Genomic DNA, 21,235 nt, shown 5'->3' on the forward strand with positions numbered 1-21,235 from the left:
AATTACCTATGGAGCTTCTCTCTGTAAATAAAAGTTACTTCGAATTGCAGCGTTTGCATTATCGTCCAGAAACACTAAGTTTCTTAAACGGTATCACATCACTACATATTGTAGACTCTACAGAGCCTCCTGCGATTCCTAAAAACCTTCAAGAACATATTCCTAATTTATGCTCTATTCCTGAAGTAACTATTGAAAAAGGAGAAGCCACACCTTCACAACCTTTGAAAATTGGCGTTTTACTTTCTGGAGGGCAAGCTCCTGGAGGCCATAATGTAGTTATAGGACTCTTTGAAGGCCTACGCGCTTTTAATCCTAAAACAAAGCTCTATGGATTTATCCAAGGTCCTTTAGGGCTAACACGTGGATTGTATAAAGATCTAGATATTTCTGTAATTTATGATTATTACAATGTCGGTGGTTTTGACATGCTCTCTTCAAGTAAGGAGAAAATAAAAACCAAAGAACAAAAAAGTACGATTCTCACTACTGTGAAAAAGCTTAAGCTTGACGGCTTACTCATCATAGGAGGGAATAATTCTAATACGGATACAGCAATGCTTGCGGAATATTTCCTTAAGCATAACTGCACTATCCCGATTGTAGGTGTCCCTAAAACCATTGATGGTGATCTCAAAAACTTCTGGATTGAAACGCCCCTAGGCTTCCATACTTCCTGCCGCATCTACTCAGAAATGATCGGGAATTTAGAAAAAGATACTTTATCCATAAAGAAGTACCACCATTTTGTCCGTCTTATGGGACAAAAAGCTTCATATACAACTTTAGAATGTGGTTTGCAGACCCTACCTAACGTTACTCTCATTAGCGAACATATCGCCATGAGGAAGATTTCTCTACAAAAGCTTAGCGAACATATCGCTATGGGTTTAGTAAACCGCTACAGGTCTGGGAAAAATTATAGCACGATACTCATTCCTGAAGGCTTAATTGAACATGTATTCGATACAAGAAAGCTCGTCAATGAGCTGAATGTCTTATTATTAGACAACAATCTGAATTTAGATAATGTACAGAGCAAACTCTCTCCAGAATCTCTGAAGACATTGTCTTCTCTACCTATAGAAATTGCTCATCAACTACTGATTGCTCGAGATTCTTATGGAAATGTGCGTGTATCTAAAATTGCTACCGAAGAACTCCTAGCTGCATTGATAAAAAAAGAAATCCAAAAAATAGAACCAAAAATGGAATTCCAACCCGTGAATCACTTTTTTGGTTACGAATCTCGTGCAGGATTTCCTTCAAATTTCGATGCCAATTATGGTTTAGCCCTGGGTATCGTTTCCGCTCTTTTCCTCGTCAGACAACGTACCGGCTATATGGTAACCATCAATAACCTTGCTCGTTCCTATAGTGAATGGATTGGCGGAGCTACACCTCTATATAAAATGATGCAACTAGAACATCGTTTAGGAGAAGATACACCGGTCATTAAAACTGACTCTGTTAACCCTCATGCTCCCGAAGTCCAGTATCTATTAAATCAAAGCGATGCATGCTTAATGAAAGATCTTTATTGTTTCCCCGGACCATTGCAATACTTTGGCGAGGAACGCCTATTAGATCAAAGACCATTAACATTATTGTGGGGAAATAGAGAGTAGGAAAAATAAGCACCCTTTAAGGCAACATAGCTGGCTACTCAAAAAACTACTTTCTAAAAAGATGCTTATAGAAGAAAATAGCGGTAGTCGGACTTGAACCAACGACTCGCAGATTATGATTCTGCTGCTCTAACCATCTGAGCTATACCGCCACACTAGATGGTAAATTTAATAGCGGGAGAAGGATTCGAACCTCCGACCTTTGGGTTATGAGCCCAACGAGATGACCACTACTCTATCCCGCGATAAGAAAACAATTTAGCAAAATCTCACATTTTTGCACAAGGAATATATCTCTTAAAAGATTCCCAGGTACGATCAAAAGCTGCTCTTTCTTCATATAGGAACGCTTTTCCCTTCTGAACATAAACCATTCTTTCTTCAGGATGATCAAGTAAAGAGGTCACGATCTCTAACATATTTTTCTCATCTACACGACAACCTGCGCCTAGGGATAATAGACGTTGGGCTAAATCGGATTGAGATGTAATACAGGGACCAAAAATCAATGGGACGCCACATTGCAGAGGCTCTAAAAGATTATGCCCTCCAACCTTATCATCAAATGTACCACCGACAAAAGCAAGATCAGCAGCAAAATATAGCTGTTTTAACCAACCAATAGCATCAACAATAATCGCATCGTGTTTATCAAATGTGACCTCTTGGCTCCACAATCCATAAGAAATATTTTCTTTTAATAATAAATTTTCTAACTCTTTAGATCTCTCGATATGACGAGGAACCCAAAGCACTTTAATATTTCTATGACGAAGTTGACGCATTAAAGGAATCCAAGCATCAATATCTTTAGGATGTATAGAACCTAAAACAAGCAATTCTGTATCTTGGGATAGTTGAAGTTTTTCTCTCCAGTAATTGCGCTGGTTATTTTCAGAAGAGATTTCCGTATAGGTTTTGATATTTCCTGTGACCTCTATCTTCTTTTCATCAACACCAAGACGTAAAAAACGTGCCTTATGTTGATCATCTTGAAGTAAAAATCCATCTATAGGAGAAAAATAGTTCCTGCCAAAACGCTTTAAAACTGTGAACCATTTGCAAGAGTTTACAGAAAGCTTCCCATTAATGACGATTGCCGTAGCCCCTAACCTTTTTGCCTCTTCAAGAAGGTTTAACCAACAATCTCCTTCGGAAAATACAAGTAAAGAGGGTGAGATAGCTCTAACAACAGGTTTAATAATCAAACTTAAATCTAAAGGCAAAATGAAAGTTGTAGCTCCCATGGGGCCAAATAATCTTTCTGCAGTCTCATTTCCAGCTTCAGTACAGGCAGTGACAACACAATGCCACTGCGGGTAGTCTTTCATGAATCGCTGCACCAAAGGAACAAGGAGAGCTACCTCCCCTACAGAAGCGCCGTGAAACCAAACTACAGGACCTTTTCCAGAAACTTGAGGTTTCTCTAAACCAAAGCGAATTTTCAATGACTTTTTATACTTCCCATGAACGAATCTTTTATAAAGAATCTTAGGAAGCGCTACTGCAAATGCAAAAATTAAAAAACAATCATATAGAAAAGTACGTAGCTTAGTAAGCCGCTGTTTGATCATAGAACGAAATTCACCAATCTATTAGGAACAAAAACTTCCTTTTTAACCTCTTTACCTTCTAGATATTTAGCGACCGCTTCTCTTGCCAAAGACAAGACATCTTCCTTAGAAGTCGCTTTATCCATATCTAAACGAGCACGCAGTTTCCCATTTACCTGTATGACAAATGTCACTGAAGTGTCTTCTAAATATTTAGGATCTACTTTTGGCCACCCCGCAGCATCTATACCAGGAGCATAACCCAAGACTGTCCATAGCTCCTCACTAATGTGCGGTGCTATAGGAGCTAAAGCTTGTACAACCATAGCTAAAGCTGATCTAGGATAAATATCAAGTTTCACAAATTCATTTATGAATTCCATGAAAGAGGATGGAATGGTGTTTAAAGACATTTTTTCAATATCTTCACCAACACGGTGAACCAATCTATGTGCTAAAGCCATCCCTTTAGGATCATCTACATCCTGAACAGAAGCTGATGTCGCCATTTCGTAGAAACGATTGAGAAAGCGTCTGCAGCCAGAAACACCTTGATTAGACCAAAGCTTATTCTTATCTAAGGGTCCTGAAAACATTGCATACATACGCAATGCATCTGCACCAAATTCATCGATAAGAATCTGAGGATCTACTCCATTGAGCTTAGATTTAGACATTTTTTCCTGACGCACTTCTAATTCTTCTCCAGAAGCACTCATCCATACACCATTATCTTCACGAGCATCTTCAGGATAAACATAACCCTTACCAGGAATTCGATAAGAAGTCGCTAGAACTAAACCTTGATTTATCAGTTTTTTAAACGGCTCTGCAGTAGAAACCATACCAGCTTCATAAAATACTCGATGCCAAAAACGCGAATACAACAGATGTAAAACTGCGTGTTCTGCGCCCCCAATATATAAATCTACAGGCATCCAATACCTTTCATTTTCATTAGACCAGGGAGCTTGAGAATTGTGCGCATCACAAAAACGTAAGTAATACCAACAGGATCCTGCCCATTGCGGCATCGTATGCGTTTCCCGTCTTCCTCGACGGTTGGTCTTTGTATCATGAATATCCACCCACTCTTTTACCTTTGCCAAAGGTCCTTGACCGAAACCTTCTGGACGGTAGTCCTGAATTTCAGGAGGCAGTAAAGGAAGTTCATCGTCTTCCAAAGGACGGCAGGTGCCATCTTCAAAGTGAATAATAGGAATCGGCTCTCCCCAATATCTTTGGCGAGAAAACAGCCAGTCACGTAGTTTATACGCAACCTTAGCCTCTCCTAAATTTTTCTTTTGTAAATAAGCAATCACATAGTCACGAGCTTCTTGGCCTGCAAGACCGTCTAAAAGAAAATCTCCGTGGTTACTATGAATACAGCACTCATCTTTATCGAGAACTTCATAAATAGGTAAAGAGAAAGCTTCTGCAAATTCTCTATCTCTTTCATCATGAGCAGGAACACCCATAACAACTCCAGAGCCATAACCTAAGATGACATAATCTGAAATCCAAATAGGAATATCTGCACCGGTTACAGGATGCTTAGCATAGGTTCCTGTAAATACTCCGGTTTTTACCTTAGTCTCACTTATGCGATCCCTTTCACTTTTACTTTGAGCAGCACGGATATAGCTCTCTACAGCTTCACGTTGATTCTCAGAAATCAATCGATTCACTTCGGGATGCTCGGGAGCAACCACTAAAAACGATACGCCACCTATAGTGTCGGGACGGGTTGTAAATACTTCTAAAAATCTCTCATTATTTACTTCGAAACGAACAAGAGCCCCTTCTGACTTACCTATCCAATTTCTCTGAAGCTGTTTAACATTTTCTGGCCAATCGAGATCTTCTAGACCCTCCAAAAGCTGATCGGAGTATGCTGTAATACGCAAAATCCACTGGCGCAACATTCTACGCTCTACGGGATAGCCTCCTTCCACAGACAAACCATTTTCTACTTCTTCATTAGATAAAACCGTCCCAAGCTCTGGGCAATAATTGACCGCCATGTCCGCCATATAGGCAAGGCCCTTCTCATAAAGAAAAAGGAATAGCTTTTGCGTCCAACGATAGTAATCGGGATCACTAGTAGCAAATTCCCTACCCTCATCATAGGAAAAGCCCATAGCAGAAAGTTGCTTTCTAAAATTTTCTATATTCTTTTGTGTCGTTTCTCTAGGATGTGTACCCGTCCTCACAGCATACTGTTCTGCAGGCAATCCGAAACTATCCCAACCCATGGGATGTAAAACTGCATATCCTTTAGCTCTTTTATAGCGGGCTACGATATCTGTAGCGGTATAACCTATCAAATGACCGACATGCAACCCTGCTCCAGAAGGATAGGGGAACATATCTAATACATAATATTTAGGTTTATCACTGGCCTCATCTGCCTCGAAGCTTTTGTGCTCCTTCCAAAATTCCTGCCATTTTTTTTCTATCAAACTAGGATCGTACCGCATAATATCCTGACAAAGAGTCTTTTTAAAACAAAATAGAGGCTAGTGTATCGTTCACTTGATGAAAAAACAAGAATCTTCTATTCGTCGAGCGCAAAAGATTAAAAAATTTTATAAAAACACAACTTGTGCTATAATCTTGCCCCGCTTTTCCTTCCCCGCCCCATTGACAAAAAAAATATAAAACCCTACTTTAATTATCTTTTATTTAGGTTGTTTTCCATGTTAGTTAAAATGCGCAAATTATCCGCATTTATTTCTTTATTTTTCATAATAGCAAATGCACCGCAAGCGGAAGCCATTAAAATCCCCGGATTCCCAGAAATCCCCGACTCCTTACTTGTCATCAATAAAACAAAGACTCCGAAAAATGAAATTTGTCGAGCGGTCAACATACAAAGTGGAGAACACAATCTTGTAGGCACTTTACACTTACCAACAACTCCTATGCCGGAAGATGGTTATCCCATGGTTATCCTATTGCATGGATTCAGGGGTAGTGCCGTTGGCGGCTTAACAGGATCTTATAGGAAAATTGCACGCACTTTAGCTCAAGTAGGCATTGCTAGTGTACGCTTTGATATGGCTGGGTGCGGCAATAGCGAAGGCATTACTACCGAAGTGCCTATTGGCACCTATTTAAAGAATGGCGAAGACATTCTTAATTACGTATTGCAATATCCTGAAATCGATCAGAATCGCTTAGGTCTTGCAGGTTTCTCTTTAGGATGCCATACAGCATTTCATTTAGCACGCTTCTATCATCCAAAAGAATTTCAGATTAAAGCTATAAGTATTTGGGCACCGGTTGCTGATGGCGCGATTCTATTTAAAGAGATGTACGAAGCTGTGAAGAACAACTCTTCTATTGTGGGGAATCTTGGAAAAGATTTTGGATTTGGCCCTGCTCCCCTAGTGGTATGTGAAGAGGATGTTGGAGATTTTCTCTCCCTTCAGGATCATATTGTTTTAAACTCTCTGCCTACGAAAATTCCTGTTTTACATCTACAAGGTCTCGAGGATAATTTGGTTTCACTAACCCAGAGAGATTTATTTAAAAATACGGCCCCAGGAAATACAGAATTCAAAACCTATGAAGATACTGACCATAATCTTGGATCCTCACCGCACCTAACCGTGATCATTGACGACATTGTTGAGCATTTTCTATCTAATTTATAAAAACGCTCGCGATCTGGTCTGTAGATCTAAAAACACCTCTTGGGAAGAAACGGGTTAACAAGCTTTTTCAAATCATTACCTACTTGATTCATCAGATCTTTTTCCCTATACTAGGTTTGTTCGTGTCTTCTACTTATAGAGATCGATATGACAGATGTATTAGTCATAGGTGCAAACCCCACGGGTCTCATTTTAGCAAACATGCTAATTCAGCATGGCATCCTTGCAAAAGTTATAGACCATCGAGATTCTCCAGACGATCCTGGTTTTATAGACTGTAGGGAGCTGCCTGTTGTTTTGTCTTGTTCTTCTTTAGAATTACTAGATAACGCAGGCTTATTGGATAATTTCATAGAGAAATGTCATAAGCTCTTTGGTGCTCGTTATCACTGGAAGAAACGCACAGTCTTATTTAAATTCAATCAAGCGTCAGAGTCTCGTTTCCCTTTTTCTTTATCCACCTCCTATCAAGAGCTAACCAAACACCTTATTCATAAGTTTGAAGAACAAGGGGGAACCATTGATTGGGGTACGCGTCCCATTACTTTGGTAGACAATAGCATCTTTATTGAGAGTACTAAGACATCACAAAATTTCGAAAATCGAGAAATTTATAATCCTAAGTGGGTAATTGCTGCTGAAGCTGATGCCGATCCTGATATTCGTGACCTCTTTAAAACCCAACTAAAACCACGCAAACAGGCAAAAGAAGTTCTATTTGTTGACTGTGATGAAGGTGAGCCTTTTGAAGAAAGTCACATCCATCTTGTTCCTAGCTCAAAAAGCTTCTTAAATTTTGTATTTTACAACCATGAGAAAGGGTCCAAGCAGCTTTGTTTAACTAATACCTCCTATCCACTATCAATCAAGCATAAGCAAAAGCTTCTCTATAATTATAATCTTGCTGTTGCTGATGAGCATTATCATATAAAATCCGTGTTTCATCAGTATCCTACGGACCATAACAACTTCCTATTTGTTGGTAGCCTAGCCAACAACTTGGCTTTCTCTTACCTTACGGGAATAAATTCGAATATCCATGCGGCCTTCAACTTAACATGGAAGCTTATCCCTGTTTTAAAAAAGGCTGCGTCAAAACACCTCATAACCGCTAAAGAACATGAAAGTGGGAATATTCTTCCCCATTTTAGCGAGAACAGGCAAAGACGCGCTAAAAATCTATTATTCTCCAATCCTTATGCCCCCGCCCTTATGTATTATTTCTTAAAGGGCTGCCGTCAACTGGATGTTTTTGGAGGAGAGTATTATTATCCCCCTCACAAGGCATTGAAATATCAAAATAGTGATATTATTAAGATGTCTTCTCAAGATAAAGAAATTCTTGGTCCTGACCCTGGAATGCGTGCTATTAATGCGCAGCTGGATAATGGGAGTTATTTATTAGATGGTTTGAAGAGCACCAAGCACCTTCTGATCTTCTTTAAGGAACGTAACGACCTAGAACAGGCTCTCAAAGAAGAATACGGGGAATGGTTAGAGGTCATTGTTACTAAAGAACAAAAGATTGCTAATCTTTATCATGCAAATCCGGACTCGTTATTTATTATCCGTCCTGATTGCTACATCGGTTATAGAACTCATAAGTTCAAATTACATGAACTTATTTCGTATCTCTTGCGGATCTTTGCCGCTGAGAAAGTAGATTAAGGGAATACTGTATCTGAAAATTTCTGGCTTTCCAGATACAGTAGACTCGCTTTCCTATCTAATCGTCAATCTCATCAGAGAATAACTTATTACGAATGGCGTCCCTTTCTGCAATTAACTCCTGTTTACTTAACTGTAGCCTTGCAAGTAGCTCAGATAGATTTCTGAGCTCTTCTTCACAACCTGCACGAGTTTCAGCGAGTATCCTCTCTCTATTTTCAACTACGCAGGAGGCTTTGATAAATTGCTTCTGTAGTTCTTTAATGTCTTGTATCTTTTGAGTAACCAATAGGGATTGAACTCTGAAATCCTTTATGATACGTATTAAAACATACTTAGGAAGCTTGACGAGTTTGCCATAAAACTCGCGGATCTTCTCTTGGTTAGCGGAGGAGCCAGAACTATCACAGGCACGGAGACTCTCTAATACATTAGCAACCAGATTGCGATTTTCTCCCCTATTTACTCTCTGCGTTATCCATTTATCAATACGTTTTATTGCTAGGGAACATAACTCGTGGCGACCGATAGCAGTATTGAGACCAACAATCTCTTGAAGAGAGTGTTTTTCTCTCATCATTTGTGCGCTTTTAACAAAGTTTTCATCTCCCAATACCCTTCCGTAAGCTAATGGGGATAGCTTTCTTTCTAAACCTAAGTAAGAGGAAAGAGATCTTTTTGCCTTCTTATATTCCTCAGGAGAAATCTCATCTCCAGAATCTATTTTCACTTTGAGAAGTTGCAGTTCTTTTAGGGCTTCTTGAACCGCCGAACTTCCCTTACCATAAATAGTGGATGAAGAGAACTCTAGGAATGGGGAAATGTAACCTATACCTAAGACGTCCAATACTTTCTTACGTACCTCAAGCTCTTGCTCACCAACTGCAGATCTTTCCACTCTCCCAACAGAAGCTGCTCTAGCAGGTTGTAAACGAGCAAGCTGCTCCCTACGGGTTTGATCAAACCTCATATCGTTATTTCCTAAACAGGCGGATAACTCTAACGCATCTTGGAGTTCTTGGAGATACCCTCTATTCGCAGCTTCTTTAACTAAAGCATCAAAGCTATTTTTGGCATCCCGCACAGCAGCATCATCCTGAGAATTGTAGATCTTAAATATCAGCAGAGTCAGGAGGTCAAGCTTGCTGTTGATTTCTTGAGGATCCGTTTCTGAAACAGGAGATTGCGATAGCGCTTGGGCACATATATCTACCATTCCCCGGCTCTCAACGAGCTTCTTCTCTAAAGCTGGAAATTGTTCTTTACCCTCTTCAAATTGCCTTCGCAACAGATGACGATAAGCAGATTGCTGCTCATAACGCGCCTTCTCAACACCATAACGGAGACGGTAGTCTACTATCTTATTCTCCTCTTTCTCTATGCGATCAATCTCTATGATAAGCTGGTCCAGATGATGTTGACGTGCAGCTATAGCAATAGCTCTAGCAGGATCAGAAGGTTGCACCACTTGTTGAATGGACGCTGCTGGCTGCAGCACTTCAGCAGACTTCTCACCCTCTACAACATTTTGAAGATTCTTAGTTCCAAAACGTTTCTTAATACCCTTATCTAAAGATTTCGATGCGCTTTTAAGATCTTTGATCGTTTTTTTGAAATCATCTTTCTTATTCGCAAGGGGACCATCTATATCCTTAATCACTCCCCTGGCCCAAGCTTGTTCATAACCCTCCAACTGCAAGATATCTTGAATCCGAGAAAGACGCTCAACATCCGAATTATCCAATTCTGAAGGGAGGATCTTTGTTGAAGGAAGCATATCTTTCGCTAGAGAAGCCGCGCGTACATCAAAAACCTTTTTCTCAATCACATGATTAAAGAACATCGGAAGGATCTGTAAAATAAGAGCAAGAGCGCTAAGACCTACAGGCAACCATACCATCTGCAATGACAGTAGGGATAAACTGACAACAAGAAGAAGCAGACCCGCGATGAACATCACAATAGACTGTCCCATATTCCACTTATTGGCGATTTTCTGTACCTGCTTTAAGAGGCTATCTAAATCTTTATTTCGTGTTTCCCAGAAATTCTTTCCGACCTTTTGGGTATCACTCACTGTCTGTGCAGCACTTTCTGCAGCCTCTCCCAACTCCGTAGCCGCTGTAGAAGCTACACCTTCGCTACGCGCTGATAATAGCGTTTCTAAATCTCCCAGTTTAGAAGATTTAGAGTCATGCATAATCGAAAATAGATGATCAGAAGAGCGAACTACCTCTTCAACAGCGATGTTATTGGGGTCTTTTAAGGACTGCTCTAAATCTGCCATCCCTCCAAGAAGCGCCTGCATCTGCGCAATGCTATCATCGAGTAAAGTAGCGATACTTTCCCTAGGTCCAGGACGTCTCCCTTTAATCGCAGCTACAAGTTCTGCTTCTTTTTTCTTAGAAGCAGCCTTTAAAGACGACTCTCTGCTAGTAATCGCCTGTAATAACATGGACTTCCCTGAAGTCCCCTCAGCTTGTATTCTTTGCCCCGCAGACTGAATATCAGGAAGCACACTATCTAATTCACTAATTAGAGCTTTAAACTCTTCAGACCATGCCGTGATCTCTTCTTTAGTAGGAAGATTTTGAGAACCTCCAAGAGCCCCATAGATAGTATCTAAAAAGCTACGACAGCCGTCTATAAAATCGCTAACATCAGAGGCTTTATGATGTGTTTTCTGTAATTTATCAATTTCAGACTCTATTGTAGAATAGCCCTCAGAAAAATCACTCATGAAGATTCGCGTCATCTTCTGAGATTTAAAGAGATTGTATTTCTCACTCCACTGTTCGACCTTCTGGCGTGACCTTTCTAATCCCCGTATAATCTCATTTTTTTCTTCGAGAATTTCTTCTACGGATTTTGCAGATATAGATCCCCAAGTATCTCTGTTCACTAATTCTAATAACTGATCGATAGAACTTAAAATCCTAATACGTTGATTATCGGGATGTCTTTGGACAGCCTTCTCCATATCCATACGGACAAACTTTCCAAGCTGGATACACTTATAGATCTTATCGAATAGAAGTTTGACATCCCCTAGACTTGCAAGATAACCAATAAATTCTTTCTCCACACCATGCAATAAATTCGCTGAGTCTGCATGTTTGTTTCCGAGAGATTTACGCATCTCCTTGAATTCTGCCTGTATAGATTCCTCAAGAGATGTTTTTATTCTATTGAGATTTTCTATATTCCCAGATTGATGTTGCGCGATCACATCCTCAATCTGCATAAGAATATTTCTCACCACAACCTGGCGATCCTGGTTCACACCCTCATGTATGCAGAGCTTGTTAGCAGCCGATACAATTTTTTTATGTACATCAAGATTTGTAGGATCCGCAGCGAATGCGCAGACATCCTTTTGCCAACTATCAAAATGCACTACCCAATCAGCAAACTGCATTTTATTGATATGCGTCTGTAGCTTTGTGAACATATCCAAGGTAACATCGACAGTTTGCCGTTCCTGAGATAGGTAAACTCGTGTTGCTGGAGATACCTCATATAACCAAGAGGAAAGCGTCTTACTGTGTGAATACATACGCTCATATTGATCGATAGATTGGCGAATCTCCAAACCAACTTTATTCCCAAATCCACAAATGCTCATTAAAGATTTACCGAGATCTATGAAATTCATCCCGGGAAGTAGTGAAGGTAGATCCAATCCGGATTCTTTCAGGGCTGAGTTAGAAAGACCTCGCAATGCTGCATAGGCAGAATTATTTTTTAACAACTCTACTTTAGCGTTCAACACATCGGTAAGGCGTTTTTCCCAAACCGTATTATCAACCCTATCCACACCAAGAAGCGCTTCACATTGATAACGTGAATTTATTTCCCCAGCTAAACCTAAACTTTGATCTAAAGAAGCTCCCCCATCAAAGGAGTTTTGATGCTTATCTGGACGCAATTGCGCCAGTAGCTTCTCTTTTAATGATCCCCCTTTAGGAAGCTCTATATGATACTTAGATAAGGTCGAACGTTTCAGATCTGGGTGTTTATTAAATAAATGTCTACGATATACCTGTAGAGAACGATATTTTAATCTTATTTCCTGACAACGCGCTCTTAGCTTGTTACTGACGGCTCCACAAACTAAAGATACTCCTATGGTAATCACGATAGGTATCCATATAGCTACATTGAAGACCATAGCCACAGGAAGGACAAAGAGAATCGCCATTCCAATCACTGTCAAAATAACCAGAGCTACCTTATATAAACGCATCTTCTTAAGATCCGTCTTTTCCATAGCAGCAATCTCTCTCTCCACGGTATGTAAAAGAGTTTCCTGGGTAGTTAATGAAGCGCGGATTCCCGTAGCTTCCGGACTCAAAGGAGATGCTGAGGAAGCTTGAAGAAACGATGCCCCTTGAGGATTTTGATTAGTATCTCCGTTGGCTAGGAAAATAGACACAGGCTACCTCGAGATATAATAATTTAAAAAAATGTTTTATTTTAGATAAACATTATAACCTTATAAGAATTTATATTAAATAACATAAGAGAGAAATAGAGCAGTTATTTACTTAATAATGAAAGTTAAGAACTTAACAAAAAGATAAAAAGGTGGGATTCTAGTTAGGGTAAAGGATTTTTAACAGATCATTTTCATTTAAAATAGGGATTTCTAGTTCCTGGGCTTTTTTAAATTTAGACCCCGGATCTTCCCCAACAACGAGATAATCTGTGCTTTTAGAGACTGAGGAGCCTACTTTCCCCCCACAATTGCGAATAGAAGCCTCAGCTTCAGATCTTGTCATTTTTTTAAGAGTTCCTGTGATGACAAAGGTTTTCCCTAAACACGATGAACTTTCCCTATGATACGGCAAGACATTTACCCCTAAGGAAAGCATTTTCTGGATCTCTTCGATAGTATCTTGTTGATTAAAGTATGCCTCTATAGACTCGGCAACTTTATCTCCGATTCCCTCAATACTCTTTAACTCTTCTAAAGAAGCTCCCATTACAGCTTCTAAATTAAGGAAATGCTGAGCAAGAGCCGAGGCTACCCTAACACCTACATAAGGAATCCCTAGAGCTGCGATAAAACGATCTAAAGGTGCTTGTTTTGCTTTCTCTATGCTCTTAAGGACGTTCTTTACAGATTTATCTTTGAATCCCGGCACTTGAAGAAGATCTTCTTCGGTAATTTTAAAAATATCACAGCATCGGTGAATCACTCCGAGATCAAAAAGCTTTGTGATTACCTTTTCTCCGAGATGATCGATATCTAAAGCTCCTCTTCCCACAAAAAAACGGATTTTCTCGATAGCTCCTGCAGAACATAACGGATTAGTACAACGTACAGAAACTTTATCAGATTCACGGGTCACCTTGCCATGACATACGGGGCAAAATTCCGGCATCACCCAAGGTTGCGTACCCTCAGGACGTTTTTCTAAACACACACCGACAACCTTAGGGATAATTTCTCCTCCCTTTTCTACATATACAGTATCGCCGATACGAATATCTTTCCGTTCGATTTCTTCTTCATTATATAGAGAAGCTCGTGAAACTCTCGATCCCGATAAAAATACCGGGCTTAGCTTAGCCACAGGAGTTAGTACCCCTGTTCTACCTACTTGAATTAGGATATTCTCTAAAATGGTTTCGGCTCTCTCCGGAGCATACTTATAAGCCAATGCCCAGCGGTAATGCTTCGCAGTCATTCCTAAGGCTTTCTGAGCTTCTACATCATCTACTTTGATGACAACACCATCGATTTCCATAGGGAGCTGATCACGAAGACCTTCTATCTCATCAAGACTCTTCACCACCTCGGCTATAGTTTGACATTGCCGCGGTTGACCGAATATAGGGAATCCCCATCTCTTACATAGCATCAGGTTATCGTAATGCGATTCTGTATTCTCATCTGAAAGAGACCCATAAACAGAGAGTTCTAGATTCCTTTGTGCCGCCTCTTTAGCAGATAACAGCTTTAATGTACCTCCAGCCGCGTTTCTGGGATTAGCAAATTCTGGCTTTTCGGCTTGTCTTTGTGCAGCGTTTATCTGCTCAAAAGTTTCTCGTTTGAAAAATACCTCACCACGAACTTCAAGAAATTCTGGAGCATCTTTTGGCAAACGGAGAGGAAGAGAACGTATAGTACGAATATTTGCTGTAATATCTTCGCCCTTCTGGCCATTGCCACGACTTAACGCTTGAACAAGGATTCCCTGCTCATAACGGATAGCTACGGCAATACCGTCAATTTTCAGCTCTAAGGTATATATAGGGGCATAGCCTAAGGTTTTCTCTACACGAGAAAAGAAATCATTAAGCTCTTCTAAAGTATACGCATTCGCAATAGAGAGCATGGGATGAGAATGCGCAACTACTGGGAAATTCCCTGAGACGCGATCTCCAAGACGCATAGATGGTGACCACAATACCTTCCATTCGGGATGCTGAGCTTCTATAGCAAGAAGCTTTTGCATCTTCATATCGTAGTCATAATCTGAAATTACGGCATTATGAAGAACATAATAACAATAATCATCTTTTTCGAGCTCCTTACACAGAGATAGATACTGTTCCCTGGAATACATACTTTCCATGCAGTGTTTACTTAACTCCTTTTGCGCAGCGGAAGCCGTAGGTACTATTTACCGCACCAGGATTATTACGATGACGGTGAGCACAACGAAGATCATCTTTTAAGCTCTTCCAACACCCTCCTCTTAGCACACGATAAACACCTTGAGCAGGACCTTGAGGCGCATGGGATTCTTGAGCCGAGATTTCATAGAAATCATAGCCATACCAATCTTCACACCACTCGTATACATTCCCTGCCATATCATACAATCCATAAGGATTGGCGGGATAGCTCATTACTGGCGTTGTATCTGAGCTAAAGAAGTTTGCCTGGCTTTTATCTATTTCTTCACCGCAAGGATACCGCAGCTGAGTCACGCCTCCACAAGAAGCAATTTCCCATTCAGCTTCCGTGGGGAGCCGTTTCCCCACCCAAGAGGCATAGCCAGAAGCTCCGTACCACGTAACACCAACAACAGGATGCTTAGCATAACCAGGTTCAATAACAAGCTTGCCAGAACGGCGTTGTATTCGTGAATCCTTAAGACGAATAAGCTCATTATAATACTTATCTTGTTCACTTCCCGAACATTCTAAATAACGAACAAACTGCTCATTCGTCACGGGATGAATATCTAAGAAAAAGCTATGTAAAAAAATCTCATGTACAGGATGTTCATCACGTTGTCCCTCCCGACTTCCTCGGAGAAACTTTCCCCCTTCAATAAATACCATTTCGGTGAATAAGGGCTGTGGCTTCACCTCTTCTTTTTCTTCTTCTACATAACGGCTAACAACCGGCTCTCGTATTAATAATGATTGTAAAGCGTTAGAGTAACTTTCATCTTCAGCAACAACTTCTTCCTTAGAATCTACAGAGGTATTCATCGCTTCGTCTATAGATTTGGCTTCCACGAGGACAAATTCTAAATGATCCGAGGTTTCCTCTATTATTTTGTCCTCAACTTTCTGAAGAATATTCGCTACACTAGGAACTTGAGGTTCTTCCTCTATCTCTCTTAAATCTTCTTCGCTGCATTGTATTTTAGCTGCGAGGAACTGCTCTCCTAAGGTTTTTTTCACAAGTAAAGGAGCCAACTTCTTAGGCCTTTTCTCTACGGCATAACTTAAACAGGATTGAATTAATCGATCCCAATCATAAACATACTCAGGGAAAGCTTCTGAGGGTAAAGGAAACGCACCCTGAGGCAACTGTCTAAATAAAAGAAAATATACAATCACTCCAAATGCATAGACATCTTCAGCAACTGTTCCTAAAGCAGTTTCTGGAGCTTGGAATAAAAGTATCTGCTTTAACTTATCAAAAGAAGATTTCTCAGAAGAATCTCTTAAAAGGCTCTGGGTATATTGATCCTTAAGTAAAAAAGAAAACCCCAACTCTGGAAGAAATACTTTTGGGGATTGTCCGGTAAGATCGATATGTACAGAATCCAAACTTAAACCACCGTGAATTAATCTATTCGCGTGGGCATAGTCTAAAATCTCAGCAAGCTGACAGATAAGATCTTTAGCTTCTAATTCTGATAATCCTTGAGAACAACTGGAAAGATATTGAGCTAAAGAGAGCGTGGGGACTTCTTTTTCTTCGGTTACTAAAAAATACTGCCCTTCTGCTTGTGAAACATTTTCTATAGAGATAATCCCGGGATGTCTTATTGTTGCCAATTTGATAATAGCTTCATGAAAAGCAGTCATAAAGGCTTCGGATGAAGAAAGCTCAGAACAGAGTAATTTTAAAATATACCGTTTTTTTATAAAACGATGCTCGGCAAGAATATCTTGGCACCACAAACCCTTTCGCAAATAACAGAGGATCTTATAGTCACCTAAAAACTCAACTCCTATATCTTGCTCACCTTCCATGGGGCAAACTCCTTGCCTTTTTGAGATTTTCTATCTTCGCTTATATTGAGCTAACTATAGTGAGGGAAAGGGATGATTGCAATATACAAGAATAACAAAAAAGGACTCCGGGAAAATTCGCCTAAAGTCCTTCTTTGTTTAAAAAGTAAATGCAACAATATTAGATTTCTTATTTTACGATTCTTTCTTAACTACAGTTAGTTACGCTCTATTGCCATTCAAACAACATGACAACTAGAAACACATCACAGTCTATTCACTAATCACAGATTGACTGGCGGGCTCTTCTGCAACAAGATTTCTTGCCAGAGGTTCTTTAGTTATTTTCCCAACACCACATAAACGCAGAGTCATTACTACAACCCAAGATAAAAAGAGGATACCCAAAACAATTGCGCATCCACCTGCCAACACTGAAGTTGGACAATATAAATTCAAAGCTGTAACTCCAAGGACTAAAATAGCAATAGCAAATATAGCGCCAATAACAGTAATCACAACTCTGCTAATATCTACACATTTACGTTCTGCTCGAAAAGCAGGGATTTTTTCTACGGATAGATCACAACTCCCTAAACCACCAATAACATCTTTCGCATTCTGAATAAAAGGCATCAAAACCCCTCTATTTTCATTAAGTATCTAGAGACAGCTTATAGATTATATAAACAGGATTCAAACATGCAATCAGAGATTCTCCTCTGATTGAAAATTACCGAAAAGAAATAATCTTGCGGCGGATAATCCCGCTGCAAGATTTTGTTTATTTAAATGATCTGCGTCAAAATAAACTTATGTTTCTGCTCTCATAAAACATTACCCATACCTAGCTACGCTGAGCATAAGTTCTATTAAATTATGAAAGACAGGGATCTTTAATGAAAGACCGCCTTACTCAGCACGGAGCTCTACGGGAGCATTCTCAGCATGGAGTTCTTCAGCATGGAGCTCTATGGGAGTATTCTCATTAACAACCTGCTTACAAAACATATGTTTTAAGACAATAGCAGCCCAAGAAAGACCAAGTAATGCCAAAGCAATAGAAAGCACGCCGCAAGCAAGAGCTGTTCCACCACTAGCGCAGCAAATACAACCGACGATTATAGATGCAATTGCCATAATAGCTACTAAAGCACAAATAGCAGCTCTAGATATGCTTGAACATGGGCGACTTTTATCAAAAGCAGGAACAGCTTCTCGAGACAAGTCAATTTTTCCTAATCCACCACAAACCTCTTTAACATTTGTCATGCAGCTCATGATTATCTCCCTTTTTTTTTAAAATTCAGAGCAACGATATAAAATGTTAAGTTTTAAGTATATAAAAATATAACTTGACAAAGCGCCTCACAGGCTTGAAACTAGCTTGTGAAGGCACTTGTAAAAGACAGTCAAAAAAAAGAAAAACCGCTTATTCCCCACACCAATCTAACCCACACATAGCTAAAGAAGAGATTCGATCTAATCCAACACCCCTGAGAACACACTACCGCAGGGAATTTCCATAAAAAAGCCGCTCTTATGACCTTAAAGATCACAGAACGGCTGTTAATCACTTGTGTCGTTTACCTAACACACCTTAAATGATAAGGAGACCATCAGAGACAGGAATTAAACATCCTGACTATTTCTGATCAGATCAGATTTTCTAGCTTGGAAGCTAGAAAATACACCATAGCTCCAGTAAAGTGCCAACATTAGCATAACAAATCCTAAAACTATAGCAGCGCCACCAGCCAATGACATAGCGGTGAAAGATGCTGCGGTACATGTCCCAATACCACAAATTAAAGCACCAAAGCCAAGCAGCAAGGTCACAAGCGTCATAATAACACGAACAATATTCACAGAAAGTTGCGGTTTTACAAGATACTTCGAGCTAAAACCACTACAACCTAAACCCTCGCGTATGTCTGACATCACTTGTTTACAAGACATAAAACACCCAATATATCGATAATAAAAATTCTTGCAAAATACCTTAAGGTACGCAAATAAATACGTGCTAATAAAAAATAATTAGCTGTTTAACAAGATTGCGCACTTACAGAAGAAGGTAATCGCGGACTTCTTTTTTGCCTCGCCGTTTCAAGAGCAGTATACAAATCATTTGCGAAGGAATTCCAACGCAGCGCATGACTTCTCCAGCATCTCTCACGTCGCAACTCACCCTGCCTCAAAACCACGGATGTAACAGCAAAGGTCAATAAAGCTGATCCCAGAGAAAATGCCAAAGGCATCAGGCATATACAGCCAACAGCCAAAACCCCAGCAGCAACGATAGCAGCTAAAATTAAGCACACAGCTCCTAAAATAGCGGCAGCGATCTCAATACCTACTCTATATGTAGGAACGACCCGCATCTTACTTATCTCTGCTGTGAGATTATCACATTTACTGCGGATCTGTTGAGAAGACATCTGAACAGAAGTTACAGTTTTTTCTATATTAACTCTCATAAAACACGTATTTTATAAATAAAAGACGATTAACTATATAGAAAAATAATATTAATCTCAATAAATCAAAATATTCATATTAAGGCGCTATTAAAAATATTTTTTGACGAATGTCATGATACAAAGTGAAGGATTTCTTATCCCCACTCTGCAAGCCTTTAGCGACAAGGAGCTTTTCCGCTATTAAAAAATAGTTTTGAGCTTTCTCATAATCATGACGATCACAAAGTATCCTAGATAGCTTCAGATGGAGTGCGATATCATCTACAGACTCTTTAGCACACTGCTCTAAAAGAGCCACACCTTCTGCGGTTTTTCCAAGATGCAAGAGAACAGAAGCCAGTCTACGGCGAGATTCGCTACATTTTGGAGAACGCCGTATAGCCTTTTTTAATGCCTCTTGATAGGAGAGGACCTCGTCATAGGTAGATCCTGGATGAGTAAACAATAGCTTTAGAGTTGCTTTATCAATATTCCCCTGTAAATAATCATACGCTACGGATCCTACAGATTGCGCTTGAGAAGAACTCTTAAGAAGAGCTTCGCCTGCTTTCTTCTGACCTTTGAGAATTTTCACAACGCCCATAAGCTCCTGGAGGTCATCGTCATCTACATACTCTTTAGCTTTTTCATAAGCGAGATCAGCTTCATGATATTGTTGCTTTTGCAAAGCAAAAGATCCTTGGTTGATAAATGTTAAGCCTATAAGATCTTTTTCACAACGTACGCGCAACTCATCAACATTCAAACACTCACAATATTGTTCCGTAGGAAGATGTCTTCCTCCTGCGGTAGTTTCAATATTGATTTTTCCCCCACCATATCTTAAGTAGATATGCCCTGGAGGTGTGACAGATTCTAAAGGAAGCTCCAAGCGTTGCGCTAGGGAGAGGTATAGGGAAGAAACACCCAAGCAAACCCCGAATTTTCTATCCGCAACAGAAGATAAAAAAGAAAACTCATCGGAAAACATTTCATTTTTTGATGGGTAACGAATCCCCTCTTCATAAAAAAGAATCGTATTCAGAGCTTCTATCGTTGCCTTATGAAAACCTTCTGAACCTAAAACATAATGTTCTCTATCTAAATACCTTTGACGTTCAATATAGGCACGCAACGCCAGAATATCTAGATAACGAGTATAATGCTCTGCCTTACGCATCCCCTCTTCTCCAGGAAATTCAGCAAGTACTAAAGCACGGGCAAGATCTTTTTCAGGAAGATGGTTACCTTCAGAATTACATAAAAAGACGACCCCGGGAAGAGATAGTTTTTTCATAACTGCAATATCTTCAGGTGAAAAAATATAGTTAGGATTTTTAGATAATAAAACGCAATTCGATAGGGTTGCTAACTCACCAGTTGTTAGCTGAGGGAAAAAATTTGCCAGTTTTTGTCTACTTTGCTTATCGCCATGTGTTACAAAATATGCACATAAGCTCTCCAAACAATAGGGATCGAGATTCCAGAAAGCATCATGTGTATTTTGTGCAATAGCTCTATCTTCACAAAATGCCTTTGATCCAATACCTTCTACAGCAATAACAAGCATAAGAAAAACACAAAGTAGCCTTGGCATCATAAACATTCTTTCCTAAGTATCTTTCATCTAACTTTCATACTGAACAATAACTATACCAGAGTCTCTCTCATATTTTGATTCTTTATTTGTTAAATGGTTAACTTAACAATGGATTATGAAAAGAAATATTCGATCATTCTTATTTCATGATCTTCCGAAAGGCTCTCCATCTTTTCAATGACAAATACACACTTATGAAATTTATCACCTCAAGAAAGCGAAGCCGATTCCCTTGACT

At 39.7% G+C, this 21,235-nt stretch carries 13 protein-coding genes and 2 tRNA genes; 3 read left to right on the forward strand and 12 right to left on the reverse strand.

What is annotated here, in order from left to right:
• Nucleotides 1-8 precede the first annotated feature (8 nt).
• The gene (locus CCA_RS03075) at nucleotides 9-1,628 is read left to right on the forward strand and encodes a diphosphate--fructose-6-phosphate 1-phosphotransferase (RefSeq protein WP_011006567.1); all 1,620 of its coding nucleotides are present in this window, start codon (nucleotides 9-11) and stop codon (nucleotides 1,626-1,628) included.
• 78 nt (nucleotides 1,629-1,706) lie between these two features.
• Here CCA_RS03075 and CCA_RS03080 read toward each other — a convergent pair.
• The 4 genes from CCA_RS03080 to leuS all read right to left on the reverse strand — a co-directional run bounded on the left by CCA_RS03080 (nucleotide 1,707) and on the right by leuS (nucleotide 5,661).
• Nucleotides 1,707-1,780: transfer RNA gene (locus tag CCA_RS03080), tRNA-Met, on the reverse strand.
• A gap of 20 nt (nucleotides 1,781-1,800) precedes the next feature.
• Nucleotides 1,801-1,873: transfer RNA gene (locus CCA_RS03085), tRNA-Met, on the reverse strand.
• A 24-nt stretch (nucleotides 1,874-1,897) separates the two neighbouring features.
• Entirely contained in the window at nucleotides 1,898-3,202 is a 1,305-nt protein-coding gene (gene waaA / locus CCA_RS03090) for a lipid IV(A) 3-deoxy-D-manno-octulosonic acid transferase (RefSeq protein WP_011006568.1), read from the reverse strand.
• Complete coding sequence (leuS, locus tag CCA_RS03095; RefSeq protein ID WP_011006569.1) at nucleotides 3,199-5,661, reverse strand: leucine--tRNA ligase; 2,463 nt, start codon at nucleotides 5,659-5,661, stop codon at nucleotides 3,199-3,201. The genes waaA and leuS overlap by 4 nt, the downstream gene beginning before the upstream one ends.
• Nucleotides 5,662-5,892: 231 nt before the next feature.
• Here leuS and CCA_RS03100 point away from each other — a divergent pair, with 231 nt between their 5' ends.
• Both CCA_RS03100 and CCA_RS03105 read left to right on the forward strand, forming a co-directional pair.
• Nucleotides 5,893-6,840, forward strand: coding sequence for an alpha/beta hydrolase (locus tag CCA_RS03100; protein ID WP_011006571.1), 948 nt, complete (start codon nucleotides 5,893-5,895; stop codon nucleotides 6,838-6,840).
• Between the two features lie 147 nt (nucleotides 6,841-6,987).
• Complete coding sequence (locus CCA_RS03105) at nucleotides 6,988-8,508, forward strand: FAD-dependent oxidoreductase (protein WP_011006572.1); 1,521 nt, start codon at nucleotides 6,988-6,990, stop codon at nucleotides 8,506-8,508.
• 58 nt (nucleotides 8,509-8,566) lie between these two features.
• On the opposite strand, the gene CCA_RS03110 is transcribed toward CCA_RS03105, so the two are convergent.
• The 8 genes from CCA_RS03110 to CCA_RS03145 all read right to left on the reverse strand — a co-directional run bounded on the left by CCA_RS03110 (nucleotide 8,567) and on the right by CCA_RS03145 (nucleotide 20,997).
• Nucleotides 8,567-12,943, reverse strand: coding sequence for a membrane protein (locus CCA_RS03110; RefSeq protein ID WP_011006573.1), 4,377 nt, complete (start codon nucleotides 12,941-12,943; stop codon nucleotides 8,567-8,569).
• A gap of 160 nt (nucleotides 12,944-13,103) precedes the next feature.
• Nucleotides 13,104-15,092 (reverse strand): NAD-dependent DNA ligase LigA, encoded by a 1,989-nt coding sequence (gene ligA, locus CCA_RS03115; RefSeq protein WP_011006574.1) that lies wholly within the window; start codon nucleotides 15,090-15,092, stop codon nucleotides 13,104-13,106.
• 7 nt (nucleotides 15,093-15,099) lie between these two features.
• Complete coding sequence (locus CCA_RS03120) at nucleotides 15,100-16,956, reverse strand: SUMF1/EgtB/PvdO family nonheme iron enzyme (protein ID WP_011006575.1); 1,857 nt, start codon at nucleotides 16,954-16,956, stop codon at nucleotides 15,100-15,102.
• Between the two features lie 252 nt (nucleotides 16,957-17,208).
• Entirely contained in the window at nucleotides 17,209-17,571 is a 363-nt protein-coding gene (locus CCA_RS03125) for a hypothetical protein (protein ID WP_193328799.1), read from the reverse strand.
• Between the two features lie 276 nt (nucleotides 17,572-17,847).
• On the reverse strand, nucleotides 17,848-18,216 hold the full coding sequence (locus tag CCA_RS03130) for a hypothetical protein (protein WP_011006577.1): 369 nt from the start codon (nucleotides 18,214-18,216) through the stop codon (nucleotides 17,848-17,850).
• A 351-nt stretch (nucleotides 18,217-18,567) separates the two neighbouring features.
• Entirely contained in the window at nucleotides 18,568-18,894 is a 327-nt protein-coding gene (locus tag CCA_RS03135) for a hypothetical protein (RefSeq protein WP_011006578.1), read from the reverse strand.
• An 89-nt stretch (nucleotides 18,895-18,983) separates the two neighbouring features.
• Nucleotides 18,984-19,415 carry an inclusion membrane protein IncD gene (incD, locus tag CCA_RS03140; protein ID WP_011006579.1) on the reverse strand — a complete coding sequence of 144 codons (432 nt, stop codon included), beginning with the start codon at nucleotides 19,413-19,415 and terminating at the stop codon, nucleotides 18,984-18,986.
• 79 nt (nucleotides 19,416-19,494) lie between these two features.
• Nucleotides 19,495-20,997, reverse strand: coding sequence for a transglutaminase family protein (locus tag CCA_RS03145; protein WP_041462280.1), 1,503 nt, complete (start codon nucleotides 20,995-20,997; stop codon nucleotides 19,495-19,497).
• Nucleotides 20,998-21,235 lie beyond the last annotated feature (238 nt).

The organism is Chlamydia caviae GPIC (genome assembly GCF_000007605.1).
Lineage (GTDB): Bacteria > Chlamydiota > Chlamydiia > Chlamydiales > Chlamydiaceae > Chlamydia > Chlamydia caviae.